The sequence below is a fragment of the Cohnella soli genome, assembly GCF_042655525.1.
In the GTDB taxonomy this organism is placed as follows: Bacteria; Bacillota; Bacilli; order Paenibacillales; family Paenibacillaceae; genus Cohnella; species Cohnella soli.
This window is the reverse complement of sequence record NZ_JBHSMI010000013.1, coordinates 97,643-118,193: the sequence shown is the minus strand read 5'-3', so window position 1 is coordinate 118,193 and position 20,551 is coordinate 97,643. Positions and strand designations below refer to the sequence as shown.

The following is a 20,551-nucleotide window of genomic DNA, read 5'->3' as shown; positions in this document are numbered from 1 at the left end:
GCAAGCGAATACTTAGGGAAGGCTCTATATTATAATTAAACGAAGAATGGGAACTCTAGTAAGAGATTCGCTAGAGTCGACAGTTCTCCGCAAGGCGGAAGAAAGGCAAGGCATAAGCCGAAAATGAATACGAACAATCAAGCTGGCGTCGTCGCCAGAAAGAGGCCTGGAACGAGGGCGGCGGTCGCGCGCCGAGGTATGCCGGGTTGGGCTGCGCTGGCTGCACTGGCAGGGTTCGTCGTCGCTGCGGCGGTCGCGCAGAACGTCCATCCGTTGCAACGTAATGTACCGCTGGATTGGTTTAAGGAAGTGCCCCCCGTAACCGGACTTCATCCGGTCGTCGCCGCGGGACGGGACAAGCTTGTCGCGCAGGCAGCCAAGCTCGGTATTCAAGTCGTCATCACGGATGGGTTTCGAAGTTCACAAGAGCAAGACGCGTTATACCGCAAAGGTCGAGGGGACGGTGGAACCATTGTTACGAAAGCGAAAGGCGGGGAGTCGTATCATAATTACGGGCTCGCCATCGACTTCGCTTTGCGAACGCCCGCCGGCAAAGTGATCTGGGATATGAAATACGACGGCAACGGCAACGGCCGTGCCGATTGGTTGGAAGTGGTTGCTATCGCCAAGAAGCTTGGTTTTGCCTGGGGTGGGGATTGGAAAAGCTTCAAAGACTACCCGCATCTGCAGATGGATTTCGGCTACTCGATTCGCGATCTGCAGAACGGCTGGCGTCCACCCGTGCAAGGGTAAGTTGAGATGGAAGGTGCTTGGTTCGGTCACATGATCACATGCCGCACCAGGCACCATTTTGCTGCGCCTGCGCTCCGTTTGAAGCACCGCTATTTCCGCGCCACCGATCCGTCGAATTCCCGCCACAGCTTCGCCATTTTTAAATCAAATCAGGCTCCGCGAATCCCTTATACTGGAAGTGAACACTTCGGATAAAGGGGATGAAAACATTGGTCCTACGTCAGCCTAAATTGCAGCGTTCGACTTTTTGGTCTCTCGGCATCATTTTGTTCATTTTGGCGGCGGATATCGCCGCGATTCGCTCGTTCCCGGCGGACGAGCAAGATTCCATTCTCGCTTACGGCGTTATGCTCGACTTTATGCTCGTCATTCCGTTTCTTTATTGGCTGTTGATTATGCGCAGACAAGGCAAGCCGATCAAGAAAGCTTTTGTATTGCCGCTGCTAGGCGCAGTGGCGGCGTGGCTCATTCTTCCCGCACAATCCAGGCATCTCGTCAAGGACGTCGCTTGGCCGATCGAACTGGCGGTTCTCGCCTTGGAACTTACCGTGGTTTACGTGGAAGTTCGGCTTGTTATTCGGCTCGTCCGCGCCTTCCGGCAAACGAAGCGCGAGCATCCCGACACTGCCGAAGCGATGCGGATTGCGATGCACAAAGGGATCGGCCAAGGCAAGATGCCTTCGTTGATGCTGCATGATGTAACTTTATTTTACTATTTGCTGTTTTCCTGGCGGAGGAAGAAAACGGCCGCGGACGGGACGACGGCTTTTGCTTACCACAAACAATCGAATCAAGCGCTGTACTGCGGCATTTTTACGAAGATTATCGTATTAGAAGGGGTGTTCACGCATCTGCTCCTAGCAGACATGGCGTCGGGGTGGCTTGCGTGGATCATTACGGCGGGGGATCTGTGGCTGCTGGCGCTTATCTGGGGCGATTATCGCGCTTCCGTGCTGCAGCCGATAGTCATTGAGAGCGGTATGTTGAAAATCCGGTACGGTCTGCGCATTCAAGCCGATATTCCGTTGTCGCGCATCGCCGAAGTGGAGGTCGCTAGAGAGATACAAGTGAGCGACGAAGACAGGCGCACGGCGGCTACGCCGTTACTCGGCGCGGCTAATGTTCGTATCCGGCTGACGGAGCCGACGCGTGCGGAAGGACTCCTCTTCCTGCCGCGCAACGTCGACGTCGTCTATTTGACGCTGGACGATCCGCATGCTTTCAAGAAAGCGGTTGAAACCGAGAGGCATGACGAGAATAAGCTATAAAGACGCTCCGATTTTCTCCAGCTCGGATTCGTAGTAAGCTTTCAGCTCCGTGCTTTTCCTCTCGTCTGACAGATCGACTTTGGAGGCGAGGAACGTCGCAACGAACGTTTCCCAAGTCTGGTATTTCTTCTGGTTGCGCATCATCCGGACGGCGTTCTTGACGAAGCGGCGCTCCTTGGAGTTGGAAAATTGGTCTTTGAACTGCTGTTTCAGCTCGAGGTCGAGATGTTCGGCCACTTTGCGGAACACTTCCGCGGTCATGCGGGCGTCGTCCAAAGCACGATGCGCGGAACCTTCGGCTGGAATGCCGAGATCGGCGACCGCTGCCTCCACGCTGACGTCGTTGGTGACGTTTTTGTAACGCAAATACCCTTTCAGCAGATCGTAGTAATACGCGCCGGTCCAGAAGGAATCGTCGAGCTTATGCATGCGCGTATCGAAAATGATGCGTTTCAGGTCCTCGCCGCCCCAAGTAAACAGCAGAAACTCGTCGCTGCGGCGGAGCCAACGCTCGAACTCGCCGATCACCTGCGGAAAGCCGGGAGCGACGTCGATGTCCTCTTGCGGAATGCCTGTTTTTTTCTTAATAAAAGAGTTAAGCTTGGAGAAGTAGACCGGTTTCACAAGAGTGGAAAATTCGTCTACCTGTTCGAAGGCCGGATTCAGCCTTACCGCTCCGATCTCGATCACTTCCATCGGCAGTTCGCTGGCGAACTTCCGTCCGTTGAACTCGATATCGAGAATAATGTAATCCATACGATGGCCCCCCTTGCGGCGAATGCGTCTCTGATTATAACAGTTGCGCTCGCGCGATGCACGAAACACACGATGATCATGACGAGGAGCACACGGATGAAATTCGGATTTGATATCGACGATACGCTGTTGAATTTAAGAGAACGCGCTTTTACGATATTTAATGCCAAGCTGAACCGCAACGTTGACATTGAGACGTTCCGTTCGCTTCGGACCATTCCTGTTCACGACGCATTCGGACTGTCGCCGGAAGAAGGGCGCAAGCTGTGGAACCTCCATAGGGAAGAGGTTTTCTACTCGGCGTCTCCATTCGAAGAAGCGGTCGAGACGCTTGTGGAGCTGGATCGACAAGGACATGAGGTCTATTACGTCACGGCTAGAGAAGCCGAACATTGCGGGAAGACGCGCGACATGCTGATCCGTAACGGGTTTCCCGTGCGGGAAGGTCGTTTCTATTGCGGCATGGCCGACCTGGAGAAAGCGCGTATCATCGACGAACTCGGCCTCGATTATTTTTTTGACGATAAGCCAGTCGTTCTGGAATCGCTTGCGGGCATGAAGCTGAAAGTGTACGTCAGGGATAATTCGTACAATCGACATCTCGATTTGCCGCGCATTGTGAACTGGAGCGAATTGCTGGACATCGTAAGCAAGGAAAAGTGAAGCAGGCAGACTGCGGTTGTAGAGGAGGCGTATCGTATGGAGTGGAACTATTATAACACCTTCATAGAGGTTGCGGCGGATTGTCCGGCGGAGCGGGGAACCGTCCCGCCCGGGAAGAAAAACGGGAAAACGAAGCCGGAAATCGAGTTCGAGATGCTTTACGATCAACCGTATGTATATACGCAGGAAGATGTGCTGTTCGAGACGCACTTGAGGCACAAGGGCATTCCGGCAGACGAACTGGCCGCACAGAGGGAAGAACTGCGCGCCGCATTCTGCGGGAAATCGCAAGCGTGCATGCGGGCGTCCATGCTGCCGAAGAAGTATGGCTGGGGGCTGCATTTCAACGACGAAGGGCGGGTCGCGCTCATCGCTAAGGAGTCGCCCGAATACGATGCATATGTAAGCGGAACGAAGGACGGCGTTCACGTGGTGAAGGCGATGCGCAACAGTCGGGCGAAGTGAATAGGTGATATTTTCAATGAAAAATTATTTATATGGTGAAATTCTATATACGGGATTTGTTATCGAGAAAAATAGGCACTCTAATAAATTATTGAGACATGGTTATCTAAAGTCTCTAAGATATCATTCTTTGCTATGGAAACGTATTATTAATAGAATGATGGAACGAAAAGAGCCTGATCAAGATCGGATTCTAATAACTGATTTCTTGCAATTATTAGGAACTGATCATCTAATCGGGAGGTACTATCCAACACCAATTCATTCACTAGCCGAAATAGAAAGAGTAATGAATACAGATGACGGAAAAGAAGAAAGCCTAAAATATTAATAGATAGAAATAAAATACATTCGACAATAAGAGCCCTGCATAATCTTCCGAGGTATTTTCTGAATCCCTCGAAATCGTTCGTTTTTGGAAAAGAAAAACCGCCCGAAAGCGGACGGTTAAGGTTCCAATAATTAAAGCCACTTGCAACCCCGGGAGCTACACCTTATTCGCTAGGCCTCTTATCCAACGACAACCCCGTTGTGACGGCAGACTCAGACTCCGTTGCGGCAACCTGATCTTCCGAGGCCGTTTCGATCTCCTCTATGGTATCTCCCGCAGATTCATCCCCAACCGCCAATGCAGCAGCTTCCGTGGTTGCTATGCGCGAGCTTAAAGCCTGCCGCAGCCCTAGCGCGACTTGCAAGCAAATCGTGAGATAGACGGTGAAGAGAACGATATCGAGTATGCCGGAGAGCAGAAGCACATATTCGTTGGGAGAATCCTGCCGTTGTACAGATCGTTCGACTGCATTGGTTACCCAGATGATAATCGTAAGCGGTATGGCGAGAACGCCGATGATCCTTCCTGGAGTGCTTGCGGCAGGCAGCGACTGCATGGATTTCCCAATTCGGAGAAACGTGGAAGAGATACCGTAGAAGAGGTTATAGATCGGAATCATCACGCAGGCAAGCGCCCCGCCCGGTCCGCGAGAGTGGTTGGGAAACAGCGACTTCATATCGACATGAACCCGGTAAATCCATACGAGGAACACAATCAGATTGATGTAAAAAATAACGAGTTGCATAATTCCCGCGAAATTGTCGACATCATAGGCGTAGTCGATGTAGAAGTCGATATCGATGATGTACGCGAGCGTGGCCAGCGTGCTGACTGCGGCGACGGCGATCAGAATGATGAGCATCAGCTTCATGATGTTTGTTGTAAGTTCGGAATAAAGTTTCATTTGGGACCCGATCCTCTCGACGATATATTATAAATGTTCCAGAAAATCCAACGCCTCTTCCATCGTGCCGACGGGCACGACCTTCAACGCCAATTGCAGTTCCTTCGCAGTTTGTTCGGCTTCTTCCTCATTGCTTGGCCCTACGTACTCCCAGCTTTCTTTGTCCTTTGGCACGAAGAAATAATCCGCGCCGAACTTCTCCGCTGTCCGCAGCTTGTCCCGAATACTGCCAACCGAGCCGACCGTGTGATCGGATTCGATCGTTCCCGTGCCAGCGATAATGTATCGCCCGCCTTGGGAGAAGTCTTCTCCTCGAGTCTCTTCGACGAGGCCGAGAGAAACCATTAGACCAAGGGAGTCTCCGTAATACCCGGAAGCCTGCTCGACGAGATCGTCCAGGCGGGACTGGAACGCATCATTTTCCGCGTAGTTCTCTGTCTCGTCCTCGACCGAGGTAAGTGCGTTCATAATCGTGTCATCGCGGGCTTCCTCGCCGTAAGCCAGCATGTCTTTCAGGTCCTCTATGGAGGAAGCGTCAGTCTGTTCGAACACGGCATCCGGATACTCTCTCTCTGCTTGCCAGCGTTCAATCCAGTTGCGCGTGACGCCTTCATTGACGTACACGAATCTTACGCTGCCTTCGATACCGAGATCCCGGACGGAGACGAGCTTGCCCATGGCAGAGAACGAGTAGTAACGAGGAATAAACAACAGCGTTGCGATACCGATGGCGAGTGCAAGGAAAGCACCTACGATCACGTATTCGGGTCTTAACCGTTTCGGTTTGTTCGAGGCAACTGAGGTCGGGTTCAAAGGGGTTCAGTCCATTCTTGGGAAAAATTTCATGTGCTAAGGCTACTGAAATTCGACGGCAGATACTGGAATTCCTTCTTTACGGACGTTTATCGGCCGATTATCGACAAAATTAACATCAAGCGCATGTTAAGTTGATCTCCGGTTAAAATGACCCATCTACAGTTAGGCTATGGCAGTCTGACTCTTGGGAGGAAATCCGCATGGCCTTAATGACAAAAGCGTTCGGCAGACTCGGCAAAATCGCCTGGCTTCGTTCGATCCATCATCAATATTTGCTTGTATTTATGACGGCGATTGTCGCGATTCTGGTCGTGATGACCGCAGTAAGCTATTCGTTCTCCCGCGGTTTGATCGGGGACGGCGTACAGGACAAGCTGCGCGGAGAGACGTTTCGATACGTGAACGATATCCATAGCCGCCTGTTGTCGGCTGCGCTGACGCCTGCTGCACTTGCCCCCGTGACAGAAGCGAAAGGCGTATTAGGGTCGAAAATATCGTTCGCTGCGCCTTACGCGGATGAGGCGTCGGGTACGGCGATGACACAGGCAACGTTGCCCTATTTCAATGAAGCTGGCGAATCGCTTGGCATCGCGAAGACGACAATTTCGCTGGAAGGCCTGCAGCAGTATGTCGCGAGTTTGCATGTCGGCCGCAACGGCACGGCCTTCCTGATCGGCGGGGATGGCCTTATCGTGTCGATCAAAGATTACGAGAAAAATATGAAAGCGAAGCTTACGGAGGATGAGAACGCATCTTTGGCCCGGTTGGCGGAACGTATGCTCGAATCGGCCGCAGCTTCGGCCGGGGTTACGGGTGGCGGCGCTGAAGGAAGCGAAGGTTCCGCATCGACCGAGGCGGGCGAGACGGCCGAATCCGCTGCGTCGAATGACGCGGAAGGCGGGGGGGACGAGAGTGTTGGAGCGGATGAGGGTGCCGATAGCGCTGATTCGGTTGGTGGGGCAACGCAGGCGGAGGGAACCGGAGAGGATACGGAGGTAGCGCTCGACAACCTCGGCTTGGACATCGATCTCGGCGCCGAAGAGGGGGCTCCGGCTTCGGAAGCTCCGGCAGATTCCGGCGCTTCTGTGGATACTGGCGTGAATGAGGATGCACAGCCGGCAAAATCGGACGTTGTCATGTCTTCTTTCCAGGCGGGAACGGGAGATGACTCCCAACTTGTCGAAGGGGAAGGGACGTACCGGAAATCCGGCAGGACGATGCGTGTCTATTATGCGGCTATTCCGGACACCGATTGGCTGCTCGCGCTCTCGATTCCAGAGAGCGAACTGTACGGGCCGCTGTTTAAGCTGCTAGAAGAACTTGGTTTGATCATCATCGCGGCATGCGTAGCCATCGCTTTGCTGGCGCATCTGTTTAACCGTTTTATTCTGAACGGCGTGAACGAGATCGACCGGCTGGCCGTCGCCATGTCGGAAGGGGATTTCACGAAGCGGTCCAATCTTCGCTCAGGCAACGAGCTCGAACGGCTAGGGGACCGGTTTAACCATTCACTGGACGGGATAGCCGTAGCGCTCGAAGGCATAGGCCGTTCGGCCAAAGCGATGGATGTCCAGGCGAGTCAGATGCAGCAAAGCGCAGATGAAACGACTAAAGCGGCGGAGGAAATTGCGAGCGCCATCCAGAGCGTCTCCACCAGTGCAGAACGGGAAGCTTCGATCGTGCAAAGCTTTCAAGATGTCGCACAGGACGTGCTGGAACAGACGAAACACGTGCATGCCGGGACGAAGAGCATGAAGGAACTCGTCGCAGGCGCGGGCAAGGCGACTGAAGGCGGAAATAAGTCGCTTGCCGATGTCGTTGGGCAGATGGACGTCATTCATCATTCCGTGCAGGCTTCTGCAGACCACGTGATCAAGCTGAAGGAGCACTCCGCAGCCATCGACGAGATCGTAACGTTCATCACGTCGATCGCTTCTCAGACGAGTCTGCTGTCGCTGAACGCTGCAGTGGAGGCGGCAAGGGCCGGAGAAGCGGGCCGAGGATTCTCGGTTGTATCTTCGGAGATTCGCAAGCTGGCAGAGCAATCTTCTCGTGCGGCGGGGGAGATCAGCGGCTTACTGGCGACTATTCAAGAAGCGATCTCTTCGGCGGCACTGGCGATGGAAGCCGGAACGGCATCGACGGAAACGGGTATGGGACTCGTTCGCGGCGCTCGAAGTACGTTCGGCGATATCGGTGAACGTATCGGCAAAGTTTCGGATCAGGCCGAAGCTGTCGATTCCTCGGCGGAACGGATCGGGCAGAGTGCAAAAGCGATGAGAGCGGCAGTGCAGGACTTATTGCAGTTTGCCTCGCGAAATGCAGCCGATTCGAGCACGATCGCGGCAGCAGCCCAGCAGCAGAACGCGTCGATGCAGCAAGTAGCCGCAGCGGCCGCGGAGCTTGCGGGTTTGACGAATGCGCTTCGCGAGCAAGTCAGGCCGTTCCGCCATTAAGCGAATTGGCCGATATAGCAGGCTTCGGCGTCCTTCGCGGGATGCCGGAGCCTTTTTAGAGTGATTTGGAGGAAATTCCCCGTCCGGTGGGTGCCCCACCGGAGGAAGAGTTACAGCGGATTTGAAAGCAATTCCTCGCTCGGAGCCCCGCCGGAGGGAGAGCTACAGCGGATTTGAAAGCAATTCCTCGCACGGTGCCCGCCGAAGAGAGAGTTACAGCGGATTTGAAAGCAATTCCCCGTACAGAGCCACTCCGGAGGGAGAGTTACAGCGGATTTGAAAGTAATTCCCCGTACAGAGCCACTCCGGAGGGAGAGTTACAACGGATTTGAAAGCAGTTCCTTGCACGGAGCCTCGCCGGAGAGAGAGTTACAGCGGATTTGAAAGCAACTCCCCGCTCGAAGTCCCGCCGAAGGGAGAGTTACAACGGATTTGAACGCAATTCCTCGCACGGAGTCCCGCCGGAGGGAGAGTTACAGCGGATTTGAAAGTAATTCCCCATACGGAGCCACTCCGGAGGGAGAGTTACTGCGGATTTGATTCGATAGCAATTCCCTGCTCGGAGCCACATCCGCAGGGACTCATTGTAGGCCGTTGCTCGAAAAATTCGAACATCTCGCTCCCGGATGGGGCTCGTTACAGGCCGTTGCTCGAAAAATTCGAACATCTCGCTCCCGGAAGGGGGTCGTTACAGGCCGTTGCTCGAAAAATTCGAACATCTCGCTCCCGGAAGGGGCTCGTTACAGGCCGTTGCTCGAAAAATTCGAACATCTCGCTCCCGGAAGGGGCTCGCTGCAGGCCGTTGCTCGAAAAATTCGAACATCTCGCTCCCGGAAGGGGGTCGTTACAGGCCGATGCTCGAAAAATTCGAACATCTCGCTCTCGAATGGGGCTCGCTGCAGGCCGTTGCTCGAAAAGTTCGAACATCTCGCTCCCGGAAGAGACTCATTGCAGGCCGTTACTCAAATTAAGTCGTAGGCTTTAAATTAATCGACAGTCACGATTTGAAAGCAATCCCCCCTCGGAGGCACGTCGGAGAGCACTCCGTTTGGCTGCATGTATAACGTTAAAACGGATGAAATGGCGTGTTTTCGTAAGCAATTTCCCTGTACGCACCGCTGCCGACTGAGCCCGGCCTGCGCCGTTCGTGATACAATAGGCCTACTAGTCCTTACCAGTCTTCTTGCAGAAACGGAGAAGAGATATGCAGCCGATTGAAGATCGTTCGACGAAAGGGATTTTGCGCGCGCAGGCGGGGGATGGGCTGTTCCGGCTGTCTCGATACGAGGCCGCGGAGCCGCTGCGATCATACGTTCAACATTATTGGACGGTGGAATGGGATTTACGGAGCAGGGAGCCTTACACCCAGAAGGTGCTCTCACATCCGAACGTGAATTTTGTGCTGGAAAAAGGAAAAACGAGAATTTACGGGATATGGGACAAAACGGCGGTACAAGTGTTGGAAGGAGTAGGCAGAGTGTTCGGGGTGAAATTCAACCCCGGCGGCTTTCACCCGTTCTGGGGGCAGCCTCTGTCGACGCTGACGGAGCGCAGCATTGGGGCCGAGGACGTGTTTGGCGCAGCGGTGCTCGAACTGGAGAAGGAAGTGCTGTCCGCAGACGATCTGTCCGAACAAGTCGGCCGTATGGACCGTTTCTTGCTGGACAGACTTCCCGAGGCGGACGCCAATGTCGAGCTTGTGAACCGGATCGTTGCGAAGATGGCGGAAGAACGGGATATCGTGAAAGTAGATCAGCTCTCCGACCGGTTCGCGCTCGGGGCGAGGACATTGCAAAGGCTGTTCGACCGATATGTCGGCGTAAGTCCGAAAGGGGTCATTCAGCGATTTCGGATGCACGAAGTCGCCGAAAGAATCGAAAAGGACAAGGAAATCGATTGGGCTGACCTATCCGCGGAAATGGGTTATTACGATCAGGCGCATCTGATCCGGGATTTCAAAGCATTGCTTGGCAAAACGCCGGAAGAATACGCCCGCGATCTTTAGCTCGTTGAACCGTTATGGCTGTACGGAGATCCGAATGTCGCGCTCTGTGCAGTCGGCGGCAGCGAAATCGAGCAGCCGGTTGCCTTCGAGCGCAAGTTCGTCTTGCTCCTGCCCAGTTGCCGGGCGGAACAACTCGATGTTCAATGTTGCCGATCCTTTGACTCTCTCGATCTTCCACATGCCGGCGACGAAGCCGTTCAGCAGCACCGATGAGCGAATGATGCCGTTTATCGTAAAAATCTTTTTGCGATATTCCTCTGCAATGATTCTGGAGCGCTGGGCATGAGAGAGCAGCAAGTTGTCGAACTCGGCAATGAAGCGAACTGGAGCGGGAACGTCCTCGCCCGGCAGCGAAGCATCGGCCAGATCGAAGAGTTCGACGCCTTCCTCGCTCTTATAGATAGTCAGGCGAGGCCTCATGCGACGGAAGACTTCGCTCATCCTCGTCAGCCCGGACCAGGTTTGAAAGTCATTAATGGACGCCGGACCGTACGCGGCCAAATAGCGTTCAACAAGCCACTCCTCGTCGCGGCTGCGGTCAAGCGCAGTGCCGAACCAGGCTTCCGCGCTCGTGTGAGTCGCTTGGCCGCTTTCTCCCCAGAGTCCGCGAGGCGGCACTTGGACGAGCGGAACGTAAGTCCGCACGGCATAGGAGAGCGCATGCTTGTCCTCTTCGGCCCAATGCGCCATCCCAGTGAGCGCCGATTCGAGTTCCGCGAACGTGAGAGGACGTTCCTCCACGAGAGCTCGTCCGGCCTCGGCGAGCTCCGCGAAATCAATACCAGGCATTTTTCGGCCGTAGTTGCCTTGGTACTGTCGTTCAAGCACGGGCTGAATGAGCGGACGCAGCGCCAAGCAGTCCCGGGCCGAGACGAGGTGAATCGTCGACCTCATAAGCGCAATTCTCGTTGCTTGGCGGGAACGGATCAAGTCCGACAGATCGGTTTGCGAGAAACGCTCCAAGCGGCTGTGCAAGCCGTAATAGGGAGGAGTAGGCGCTTGCGCTTGCAAGCCGATAAGATGTTCCGTCGCTTCGAGGGGGGACATCGGGCTGCGTCGAAGCAGCAACTGCCGTTCGAGCAAGGCGCGATTCAGCGACCGATTGCCGAGCACGGGAATAGAGGCGTTCGTGGACGGAGTCATGAGATCACCTATTCGTTCGTTAATGGAATCATTTTTTTAATCATAACAAAAAAAGGACCGCGATACGACGCGATCCTTTCGTGCGAATGCCGAATTACTTGATGATCATAACCGGCACGGAGGAGTGGAGAATGACGTTGTGGCTGACGCTGCCGACCATGAACTCCCGAAGCGAGCTTAAACCGCGATTACCCATCACGATCAGGTCGACGCCTCCGTCGTTCGCGTAGTCGACGATTGCTTCCGCTGGCGAACCAGCCAGAATGACCACGTTGACATCGGGGAGATCGCCTGTTTTTTCCTTGATTTTGTCGATAATGACGTCTCCATGTTTCTTGACTTGCTCTTGGTACGTCTCTGGCGGAACAAAAGTCATGTCCGCGATAACGACTGGTTGCAAGTTCACGACATGTGCGACGGACAGACGCCCTGCTGCGCCACTGCGCACAAGCTGGATCGCTTTGTCCAAAGCATGGGCGGCAGGTTCGGAACCGTCGTAAGGAACGAGAATATGATTGAAGATCATCTTAATCAGCCTCCCAAATGTACGATATCTATTATTATAATCCTTTCGGAGACGCAAATAAACCTGACTGGCCCACGAGCTTGTCGAATCGGAGGAATGTATGATGCAAAGCTGGCAATCGCCGCGCCCGAAAATAGAAATCGCCAGGAGCGCCTTGGAGAAGGCGCTGCAGCTGGCGGGTTGGCTTGTGCTTATCGCGATGATCGTATTTATCAGCGTCAAATGGGGCGGACTGCCCCAGCGCATGCCGACGCATTTTAATTTGCGAGGAGAGCCCGATGGTTGGGGGAGCCGATGGACGCTGTGGATTCTTCCGGCGATTTCCGCGCTGCTGTTTATTGGGTTAAACCAACTGTCGAGAGTGCCGCATGTCTTCAATTATCCGGTGGCGATTACAGAGCAAAATGCGGCCTTTCAATATACGGTTGCGAGGCAATTGCTTGCCTGGATTAATTTTGAGATCACGGTCATGTTCGCTTACATCTCGTGGACGATCGTGAATGCGGCCAAAAGCGGCGGGGTAGGCGGCGCATGGGACATTCTGATCATCGTAGGAGTATTGTTCGTCACAATAGGCATTTATTTGACCCGAGCGATTCGGGGGCGCTAAGCGCTGACGGCCGCACTTAGTTCCATTTGATCTTTGTAGGCGGCGTCGCGGTTTCGTTCGCAGGGAACGTAAATACTTGCTCTATTGTGTCTGTTGCGACATTGTAAATGCCGTAACCTTCGAATGGAGTAAAACTTTCGTCGGCGAAAGAGTATTTGAACAGAAATTTGTTGCTGTCTGGACTCCATTCGACGAGGTCCTCGTAGGGATCTAGGCGCGCTGCCTTGGCTAGGTCGACTTGATAACCGTTGGTCGGTTCAGAGACGATTCGATTAACGAGATTGAGTTGATCATGGATCGTGTTGGTTCGCAGGTCGACGAGCGCGATCCATCGGGCTTGTTGTATGGCGGCAGCGACGTTCAGCCACTTGCCGTCCGGCGACCAGCCGAATCCGAGAACGCCTCCGATTCCGGCGGAATAGACCAGTTGCGGCCGCTCGCCTTTCTTCGTGATCCAGACCCTGCCGTCGTTCCATTTGGATTCGCGATACTTGGCGAATCCGTACGATTGGCCGTCCGGGGAAGGAGTAAACCATTCCCGATTCGAGAAGTCGCCTTGAAGCACAGCGAGAGCGAAGCGAGCGGCGTTCGCAACGTAATCTCGCTTGTCGTCAAGCGCTGTCGTTAACGCGTCCGTGATGGCGGCATGGTGCTTCTCATCGTCGAATTCGACGATCCGGTAAGCGGCATACCAACGTACGGGGGCATTATCGTTCCGCAGCCCCTCGAGCGTCTGCTCATATGTCAGCTGGTCGAGAGTTTCGCTGCGTGGGTATTGAGGCAGCATGTCGCCTCCCATTGCGATATCTGCCCATATTTGCTGCTTAAGGTCGAGCACTTGGCTCGGCGAAGGCGATTCGCTCGGATCGGGAGTTGCCGATGGCGGTTGTAAGCTATCCGGATTAAACTTAAAGCTATGAGCAACCCGAGTAGCGGTCGCTTCGTCAATGTAGTCGGTGTCGAAGGACATTTCGTAAGCAAGCAGCGGAGCGGGAGGCTCCACAAGTAAGTAGAGTGTTTGGTGCTGGTTGACGTCTATCCCTTGGACCTTGAGTGCCGGCTTCAAAATGAATACTTGAGCGATGATACCGGCGCCGACATCCCAGCTTTCGACCTTGGCCATCTTTTTGGGAAAGAACGAGCTTTTAATCGCATGCAAAACCACATCCCCGACCTGCTGCTCCCCCTTGAAAAAAACCGTCCGAACCGTGTTGATATTCGCTGTCCAGTCATAAGGGATAACCATGGAATAAGCCTCGTTGGAGATCGTTCGTCCTTGCATTGGAGCAGGGCCGGTGGTTCGGTTGTAGAGAGGGTTCCCCGAGTATAAAGCAAAAGCACCCCCGACGACGATCAAGCAGAGTACGGCCGCAAGCAAGCGCCAACGCCAAACCGGACGCGGCTGCTTCGCTGTGCCTTCATCCTTCGAGTTGCCCGTTTGGGGCCACTCCCGAATATCCCGCTCGACCGCGTCCATGTGCGCAGCCGTGAATTGCCGCTCCCGGAAAGGGCGCTCCGCCAGACGATCCGTCATATCCGATTCATATAGCGCCATCCTTCTCACTCCTTTCCATCGCTTCCGCAAGCCTGGCTCTTGCTCTGTGCAGCCTTGACTTGACCGTTCCGATCGCGACGTCCAGATGGAGCGCGATCTCTTCTGTCTGCATCCCGTAGTGGGCGCTCAGGACAAGCGTTTCCCGATATTTGTCGGGCAGCTTCATCACGTGGCTCCAAATATCGTCGGCGTAACTCTGCGTGAGGTACTCATTTTCGGCCGAAGGCCGGGTGTCCCGCAGTTTGCCAAGCTCGAGTCCGACCGTTCGGCGGAAGAAAGCGAGTTTACGGTATGAATAGGCGGTGTTTCGCGTGATGCGAAGCAGCCATGTCTTAATCGAGCTTTGCCCGCGAAAGGAATCGATGCCTCGATACGCCTTCACGAATACGTCTTGCGCGATATCGTCCGCCCAATCATGTCTGCGTGTCAGGAAAAACGCGTAGTGCCACACGTCTTCGCCGTACTTCTCCATTAAATCTCTTATATCGAATTGCTCGATGGCGGTTACGTATTTCAAGTGCTCGTCGCTCATCCGGTCAACCTCTCTCCGTCCCGATAACAAACAGACTCCGAGTAACCCCGCTTGGTTCCCGGATTCCGAGAAAAATTTATGATATGATACGAAGGATCGATCTTTTGTCCGAAAGAAGGTTATTTCCTGTGCATTTATTATCCGTTGAAAATATATCCAAAAGCTATAGCGACAAAATGCTGTTCGAGAATGTGACGTTCGGCGTCGAAACGGGAGACAAAATCGGGATCATCGGCGTGAACGGAACCGGAAAGTCCACGCTGCTCAAGGTGATCGCCGGCATCGAACCGGCCGACGCCGGGCAAGTGTCGATCGGTCGCTCCGTCGTGTTGCGCATGTTGGCGCAAGACCCTGCTTTCGCGCCGGGTGAGACGGCGCTCGAGCATGTGCTCGGCGGGGATTCGCCCGCGCTTCGCGCCGTTCGCGAGCATGCGGAGGTGCTGGCGGCACTGACGATGCGGCCGGAAGACGAGAAGCTGCAAGAGCGATTGATTAAGGCGAACCAGCGGATGGACGAGCTCGACGCATGGACGCTTGAAAGCGAAGCGAAGACGGCGCTCGGTAAGCTCGGCATCGCCGACTTCGATGGCAAAGTCGAGACGTTCTCGGGCGGTCAGCGCAAGCGGGTAGCGATGGCAGCGGCGCTGCTGCAGCCGTCGGACGTGCTTATTCTCGACGAGCCGACGAACCATATCGACAACGATTCGGTGGCATGGCTCGAAGGGATGCTGCAGAAACGCAAAGGCGCGTTGCTTATGATCACGCACGACCGTTACTTCCTCGACCGGGTTAGCAACCGCGTCATCGAGCTGGACCGGGGGCGGGCGTATTTCTACGAGGCGAACTATAGCCGTTTTCTCGAGTTGAAATTGGAGCGGGAGGAGCGGGAGGCGGCGTCCGAAGCGAAGCGGCAAAACCTGCTCCGGAACGAGTTGGCGTGGATTCGCCGCGGCGCTCAGGCGCGCTCGACGAAACAGAAAGCACGTATCGACCGGTTCGAGGCGCTGAAGGAACAAGGGCCGAAGGCGTCCGCCGGCAAGATGGACGTATCGATCGCGTCGTCGCGGCTCGGCAAGAAGATTCTCGAGATCGAGCATCTAAAGAAAAGCATGGACGGCCGGGCACTGATAAACGACTTGAGCTTTATCGCCGTTCCGGAAGATCGCGTCGGCATCGTTGGGCGCAACGGAAGCGGGAAGTCGACGCTGCTGAAGATGATCGCGGGCAAGCTGGCACCCGACGCGGGACGTGTCGAGCTCGGCCCGACCGTGAAGATCGGCTGGTTCAGCCAGGAGCATGAAGAGATGGACGAGTCGTTGCGCGTCATCGAATACATCCGCGAAGGCGCCGATCAGGTGAAGACGTCGGACGGCTCAGTCGTGTCCGCCGGACAGATGCTCGAACGTTTCTTGTTCGAGCCCGCGGCCCAGTGGGGTGTCATCTCCAAGCTGTCGGGCGGAGAGAAACGCAGACTGCAATTGCTCCGCGTGCTCATGAACGCGCCGAACGTCCTGCTGCTCGACGAACCGACGAACGACCTCGATATCGCGACGCTGACGGTGCTTGAGGATTACTTGGACGATTTTCCCGGCGTCGTCATAACGGTGTCCCATGATCGCTATTTCCTCGATCGGACGGCGGACCGCATATTGGCGTTCGAGGGCGACGGTGTCGTGACGCATCATGTCGGCAACTACACGGAGTATCGCGAGTTTGCGGAAAAACAGGAAGCCCAGCAGCGTGCAGCAGAGACGGCGGGATCATCCGGTGGCGGTGCTGCGACGAATGCGGCAATGCCAGCCAGGTCGGAGCGGGAACGACCGCTCAAGATGTCGTACAAAGATCAGAAAGATTATGAGCAGATCGACAACTGGATAGCAGATGCGGAAGATGCGCTGAAGGCGGTCGCCGAGAAGATGGAAGCGGCCGCCAGCGATTCGGCGCGGCTCCAAGAACTGATGGCGGAACAAGCGCAGCTTGAGACGAAGCTGGAGGAACTGCTCGAGCGTTGGACCGAGCTGAACGAGCTCGCCGAGCAGATTGCTGCCAACAAGGGCGGGAAGTGAGTCGAAAGGCTCGCCGTATACACATAAATAAACAAGCCCTTGGCATCTTCCGGACGCCGAGGGCTTGTTCGTCATTTCAATTCCCCTTCTTATAACTCCCGGGCGTAAGCCCCGTAATTTTCTTGAATGTCCGAAAGAAATGCTTCTCGTCGTTAATGCCGACCATTCGCGACACCTCTTGGGCGGTGTAAGCCCCGGATTTCAACAATTCCTTCGCTTTGTTAATCCGGAATTGAATCAGGAATTCGATAAAATTCTGGTTGTACTTTAATTTGAACTGCTTGCTGAAATATGCCGGACTCATATGGACATGTTCGGACACCGACGCGAGTCCGATATCCTGGTCGTAATGCTCCACGATGTAAGCCAGCGCCTTCGCCATGGACGTATCCGGGTTAAGCTTCCTGCCCGCCTGGATCTCGTCGATGCAGACGTCGGTCATGTTCTCGCAGTACGAGAGCAGGGACGAGAGGTCGGCGCATTGATTCATTTGCCGATACACTTTAAGCTCGCTGCCAAGAAATCGCTCAGGGGGCGTATCGAGCTGGTGCATCAGCTTAAACAAAGTAAAAGCGACGCTGAAATTAAGCTTCATCAACGAGCCGATAAACTCGTTGGAGCGGGAAAAGTAAGGGGAATACAATTCCCGAATCAACCCGCGTACCGCTTCCTTGCTGCCCTGTTCCAGACCGTGAAGCAGTTTCTGCTCGGTTAAATAATCGATAGCGATCGTTGCCTCGATCCGTTTCTCTTCCGAACTTCCGGCGAAGTATACCCGATTCCCGCCTCCCATTATCCTTGACATCGCCGCTTTGGAGGCTTGCGTATAAGAGTCGTTAACGTCGGCGATATTGTCGGTCAACGAGCCGACGCCTATCGTTAAAGTCAATTTCAGATGGCTGCGTACTTGAGCTGCGACATGACTCCATAACGTTTCCAGTCTCTCGGTGGCGGAGCTTGCATATTCGACCGGAACATTCAACAAAAATACGATGCTGTCGTCCTGGGTGAACGGGTACGTATCAATGCCGCCATGCAGCATGAGCTCGCTCGCGATGTTCGCGATGCCGAATGCATAGAGAGACTGATCTACGACGGATAGGTGCGATTCCGGGTCGGCATAGCCGTCAATCTTCGCTTTGGCGACGAGGTATAACGGATGTTCGAAACGAATATCCGCTTCCCGTAACGCCGTCCAACGTTCTTCCTCGTTTAAGTGCTCCTCCTCCACGAATTTCTGAATCGCTTGTCTTTGCGCGAGATTCCGATATTTGCGCGCGAGCAATCCAGTATCCGCATTCTCGTTGCGTTGTTCTTGTTCACGCCTGATGCTCGTTTCGGCGCGTTCAAGCTGGTCCTCCAATTCCCGGTCGTCAATCGGCTTGAGCATATAAGAGAAAGCGCCGAGACGGACCGCCTTCTGGGCGAACTCGAACGAGTCGTAGCTACTGATAATGATGAATACGCCGTGAATTCCTTTGTCGCGAATATGGCCTAATAATTGCAAGCCATCCATTCCGGGCATACGGATGTCGGACAAAATGAGATCCGGCTTGAAGCGGTCTAGCGTCTGAAGCGCGTCGTTGCCGTCCGTCGCCGTTTCGATGTCGCTGTACCCGCGCAGTCGCAGGCTGTCGACGAGCGATTCCCTCGTCAGCCGCTCGTCCTCGACGATCAATATTTTCATGCGGGTTCACCGGCTTTTCTAGGGATTGTCACTCTTACGGTCGTTCCTTCCGGAGAAGAATCGAGCACTTTCACGCCGTACTCGGTGCCGAAGTAGAGCTTGATTCTGGAATTCACGTTGTAAATGCCGACATAGTTTCTCGACTCGCTGTGAGGGGCGACTTCCGGATTCTCGCTCAGTAGCGCGTTCATTGCGGCGAGTTTGCCAGGTTCGATGCCGGCCCCGTTATCTTCGATATAAATATGAATGAGCGCGTCGGCGTTGATAACGGAGATCGTTATTTTCCCTCGGCCGCTCGCCCCTTCCAGTCCGTGAACGATCGCATTCTCGACCAGCGGTTGAATCGTCAATCGCAGAATGCTGCAATCGAGCATGTCGGAATCGATATCGAAGCTTGTTTCGAGCGAATCGCCGAAGCGGTGCTTCTGCAGGGCAAGGTACTTGCGGATGTGTTGCAATTCCTCGTTCAGCGTGACGACGAATCGTCCTTTATTCAGCGTGTAGCGGAACACATCGGACAAGTCCTGCACCATCTGACGCGCTTTGTCCGCATCCTGCTTCTGAATCACCGCCTTAATGGAGGAGAGCGTGTTATACAGAAAATGCGGGTTGATTTTGCTTTGCAGCGCTTCAAGCTCCGATTGGCGTCGCAGAAGCTCAAGCTCGAACTTCTCGGTCACTAGAGCTTTCACGCTTCCGACCATGCGATTGTAGCTCCGGCATATTTCGGCGAATTCGTCTTCGCCTTTGGACGACACTCTGGAATCGAAATCCCCGGTTTCGAATTGCTTAAAAGACTTTTTCAGCTTTTTGAGCGGTAGCGTGATCAGGTTGGACAGGAAAAAGGATAAGATCAAGATGGCGACGGCCAGAATGACGATCAGCGTGACGTTCAGCTTCTGAACGACCGATAGCTTGTCGGTAATAACGTTCTCGGGAACGAACGATAACACCTTGAATCCGAACGCGGAAGACTGATTATAGAAAACGACATTGTCCCCGAACGTAAGGCTGTAAGCCGGAGAGTTTTTTCGCGCGTCGTTTTCTATTTTCCTTAAAGCGTCTGTCAGCCGTGCGGGAATTTCGCCGCTCGAGTAGACGACCCGATTATCATTGGAGAGGAATAGAAGCGTTTCGTTGTCGGAGCTTTTCCCTTTCGCCGCGATTTCGCCGAACTTGGTCAACCCTTGCGTGAAGAAGCTTAACCCGATCGGTTTATCGCCTTCGTTGTAGTCGTAGAGCACTCTTAAGACGGCAATGGCGCTGCCGTTCCGCCGATCGAGAATCGTGTACTTCATGCTCTGATCCAGATCGAGCAGCGTCACCGAGGAGTCGCCTTGCTTGCCGGTCGCTTGCTGTACAACGGATGCCGGAAGGCGGCTGCCCTCCACCGTAGCCAATCCATCGAAATTGACGTATTTCATCATGCTGCCGTCCATCTTGGCCAGCCCGATCCCGTCGAACCGATCATTGTTGGACAGAATGCTGATCAGAAACAGATTCATCCGCCCTTCGGCGACAAAATAGTTTTCGTCTATCGTCTCGGGTTTGTAAGAGAGGAACGTTTTGATGTCGGCGATATTGTAGTTTAACGCAAGCGATTCTTTCTGCATGCTGTTCAAGTTGTCGTCGATGCTTTTGGCGATTTGGGCGTTCAGCGCTTTTTTGTTGGCGATAAACTCCGATTTAATGAGTTTTTTCGTATTATCATACGAGATCTTCGTCAGAACGAAAGCGGGAATAGAGATCGCCAGCAAGAAGAGAAGAAATATTTTGAAAAACACTTTTTTGCGAACAGGGGATTGAATCCGCTTCCACAGCTGCATGACGATCACCGGCTTTCACGGAATGTGAAGTCTTCCCCATCATAAGGGAACACCTTCTTCGCAGGCAACAGAGTAGAGCGGCAATGAGATGAGGTCGACAAAAAAACTCACTATATCAAAAAAACGCCCACTATCGACGCATACAATCGGAATCTATAATTAGGCTATCAGGGCGCTCTGATGAGAGGG

General features: G+C 54.2%; 18 protein-coding genes. 9 read left to right on the top strand and 9 right to left on the bottom strand.

The annotated features are described in order from the left end of the window. The first annotated feature begins 123 nt into the window (after positions 1 to 123). Both ACFPOF_RS07430 and ACFPOF_RS07425 read left to right on the top strand, forming a co-directional pair. Entirely contained in the window at positions 124 to 753 is a 630-nt protein-coding gene (locus tag ACFPOF_RS07430; RefSeq protein ID WP_378131130.1) for a M15 family metallopeptidase, read from the top strand. Between the two features lie 200 nt (positions 754 to 953). Continuing rightward, positions 954 to 2,021, top strand: coding sequence for a hypothetical protein (locus ACFPOF_RS07425; protein WP_378131128.1), 1,068 nt, complete (start codon positions 954 to 956; stop codon positions 2,019 to 2,021). Here ACFPOF_RS07425 and ACFPOF_RS07420 read toward each other — a convergent pair. Further along, positions 2,016 to 2,777, bottom strand: a complete 762-nt coding sequence (locus ACFPOF_RS07420) for a 3'-5' exonuclease (protein ID WP_378131126.1) — start codon at positions 2,775 to 2,777, stop codon at positions 2,016 to 2,018. The two genes, ACFPOF_RS07425 and ACFPOF_RS07420, sit on opposite strands and share 6 nt — an antisense overlap. 96 nt (positions 2,778 to 2,873) lie before the next feature. Between ACFPOF_RS07420 and ACFPOF_RS07415 the strand changes: the two genes are divergently transcribed. From ACFPOF_RS07415 to ACFPOF_RS07405, 3 genes are read left to right on the top strand one after another with little or no spacing between them, the layout of a single operon-like run. Then, positions 2,874 to 3,440, top strand: a complete 567-nt coding sequence (locus ACFPOF_RS07415; protein WP_378131124.1) for a 5' nucleotidase, NT5C type — start codon at positions 2,874 to 2,876, stop codon at positions 3,438 to 3,440. Between the two features lie 36 nt (positions 3,441 to 3,476). Beyond that, positions 3,477 to 3,905: a DUF6157 family protein gene (locus ACFPOF_RS07410; protein ID WP_378131122.1), complete on the top strand. Its 429-nt coding sequence runs from the start codon at positions 3,477 to 3,479 to the stop codon at positions 3,903 to 3,905. A gap of 16 nt (positions 3,906 to 3,921) precedes the next feature. Then, entirely contained in the window at positions 3,922 to 4,236 is a 315-nt protein-coding gene (locus ACFPOF_RS07405; RefSeq protein ID WP_378131120.1) for a hypothetical protein, read from the top strand. 163 nt (positions 4,237 to 4,399) lie between these two features. Here ACFPOF_RS07405 and ACFPOF_RS07400 read toward each other — a convergent pair whose 3' ends face one another. Beyond that, a complete protein-coding gene (locus ACFPOF_RS07400; protein WP_378131118.1) occupies positions 4,400 to 5,140 on the bottom strand; it encodes a DUF4328 domain-containing protein in 741 nt (246 codons plus the stop codon). A gap of 27 nt (positions 5,141 to 5,167) precedes the next feature. Then, positions 5,168 to 5,953 carry a hypothetical protein gene (locus ACFPOF_RS07395; RefSeq protein ID WP_378131116.1) on the bottom strand — a complete coding sequence of 262 codons (786 nt, stop codon included), beginning with the start codon at positions 5,951 to 5,953 and terminating at the stop codon, positions 5,168 to 5,170. A gap of 203 nt (positions 5,954 to 6,156) precedes the next feature. Between ACFPOF_RS07395 and ACFPOF_RS07390 the strand changes: the two genes are divergently transcribed. Both ACFPOF_RS07390 and ACFPOF_RS07385 read left to right on the top strand, forming a co-directional pair. Further along, entirely contained in the window at positions 6,157 to 8,412 is a 2,256-nt protein-coding gene (locus ACFPOF_RS07390) for a methyl-accepting chemotaxis protein (protein ID WP_378131114.1), read from the top strand. A 1,204-nt stretch (positions 8,413 to 9,616) separates the two neighbouring features. Then, positions 9,617 to 10,417, top strand: a complete 801-nt coding sequence (locus ACFPOF_RS07385) for a DUF6597 domain-containing transcriptional factor (protein WP_378131112.1) — start codon at positions 9,617 to 9,619, stop codon at positions 10,415 to 10,417. A gap of 12 nt (positions 10,418 to 10,429) precedes the next feature. Here the strand turns inward: ACFPOF_RS07385 and ACFPOF_RS07380 are convergent, their stop codons facing one another. Together ACFPOF_RS07380 and ACFPOF_RS07375 are read right to left on the bottom strand one after the other, a co-directional pair. Beyond that, a complete protein-coding gene (locus ACFPOF_RS07380; protein WP_378131110.1) occupies positions 10,430 to 11,560 on the bottom strand; it encodes a winged helix DNA-binding domain-containing protein in 1,131 nt (376 codons plus the stop codon). 94 nt (positions 11,561 to 11,654) lie between these two features. Further along, positions 11,655 to 12,086, bottom strand: a complete 432-nt coding sequence (locus ACFPOF_RS07375; protein WP_378131108.1) for a universal stress protein — start codon at positions 12,084 to 12,086, stop codon at positions 11,655 to 11,657. Positions 12,087 to 12,186: 100 nt separating this feature from the next. Between ACFPOF_RS07375 and ACFPOF_RS07370 the strand changes: the two genes are divergently transcribed. Continuing rightward, positions 12,187 to 12,696: a DUF1648 domain-containing protein gene (locus ACFPOF_RS07370; RefSeq protein WP_378131106.1), complete on the top strand. Its 510-nt coding sequence runs from the start codon at positions 12,187 to 12,189 to the stop codon at positions 12,694 to 12,696. A 16-nt stretch (positions 12,697 to 12,712) separates the two neighbouring features. On the opposite strand, the gene ACFPOF_RS07365 is transcribed toward ACFPOF_RS07370, so the two are convergent. Both ACFPOF_RS07365 and ACFPOF_RS07360 read right to left on the bottom strand, forming a co-directional pair. Next, positions 12,713 to 14,251: a hypothetical protein gene (locus ACFPOF_RS07365; RefSeq protein WP_378131104.1), complete on the bottom strand. Its 1,539-nt coding sequence runs from the start codon at positions 14,249 to 14,251 to the stop codon at positions 12,713 to 12,715. Beyond that, complete coding sequence (locus tag ACFPOF_RS07360) at positions 14,238 to 14,783, bottom strand: RNA polymerase sigma factor (RefSeq protein WP_378131102.1); 546 nt, start codon at positions 14,781 to 14,783, stop codon at positions 14,238 to 14,240. The genes ACFPOF_RS07365 and ACFPOF_RS07360 overlap by 14 nt, the downstream gene beginning before the upstream one ends. A gap of 128 nt (positions 14,784 to 14,911) precedes the next feature. On the opposite strand from ACFPOF_RS07360, the gene ACFPOF_RS07355 reads away from it, so the two are divergent. Then, complete coding sequence (locus ACFPOF_RS07355; protein ID WP_378131100.1) at positions 14,912 to 16,849, top strand: ABC-F family ATP-binding cassette domain-containing protein; 1,938 nt, start codon at positions 14,912 to 14,914, stop codon at positions 16,847 to 16,849. Positions 16,850 to 16,925: 76 nt separating this feature from the next. Here ACFPOF_RS07355 and ACFPOF_RS07350 read toward each other — a convergent pair whose 3' ends face one another. After that, positions 16,926 to 18,536 carry a response regulator gene (locus ACFPOF_RS07350; RefSeq protein WP_378131098.1) on the bottom strand — a complete coding sequence of 537 codons (1,611 nt, stop codon included), beginning with the start codon at positions 18,534 to 18,536 and terminating at the stop codon, positions 16,926 to 16,928. Further along, the gene (locus ACFPOF_RS07345) at positions 18,533 to 20,362 is read right to left on the bottom strand and encodes a sensor histidine kinase (protein ID WP_378131097.1); all 1,830 of its coding nucleotides are present in this window, start codon (positions 20,360 to 20,362) and stop codon (positions 18,533 to 18,535) included. The genes ACFPOF_RS07350 and ACFPOF_RS07345 overlap by 4 nt, the downstream gene beginning before the upstream one ends. Positions 20,363 to 20,551: the final 189 nt, after the last annotated feature.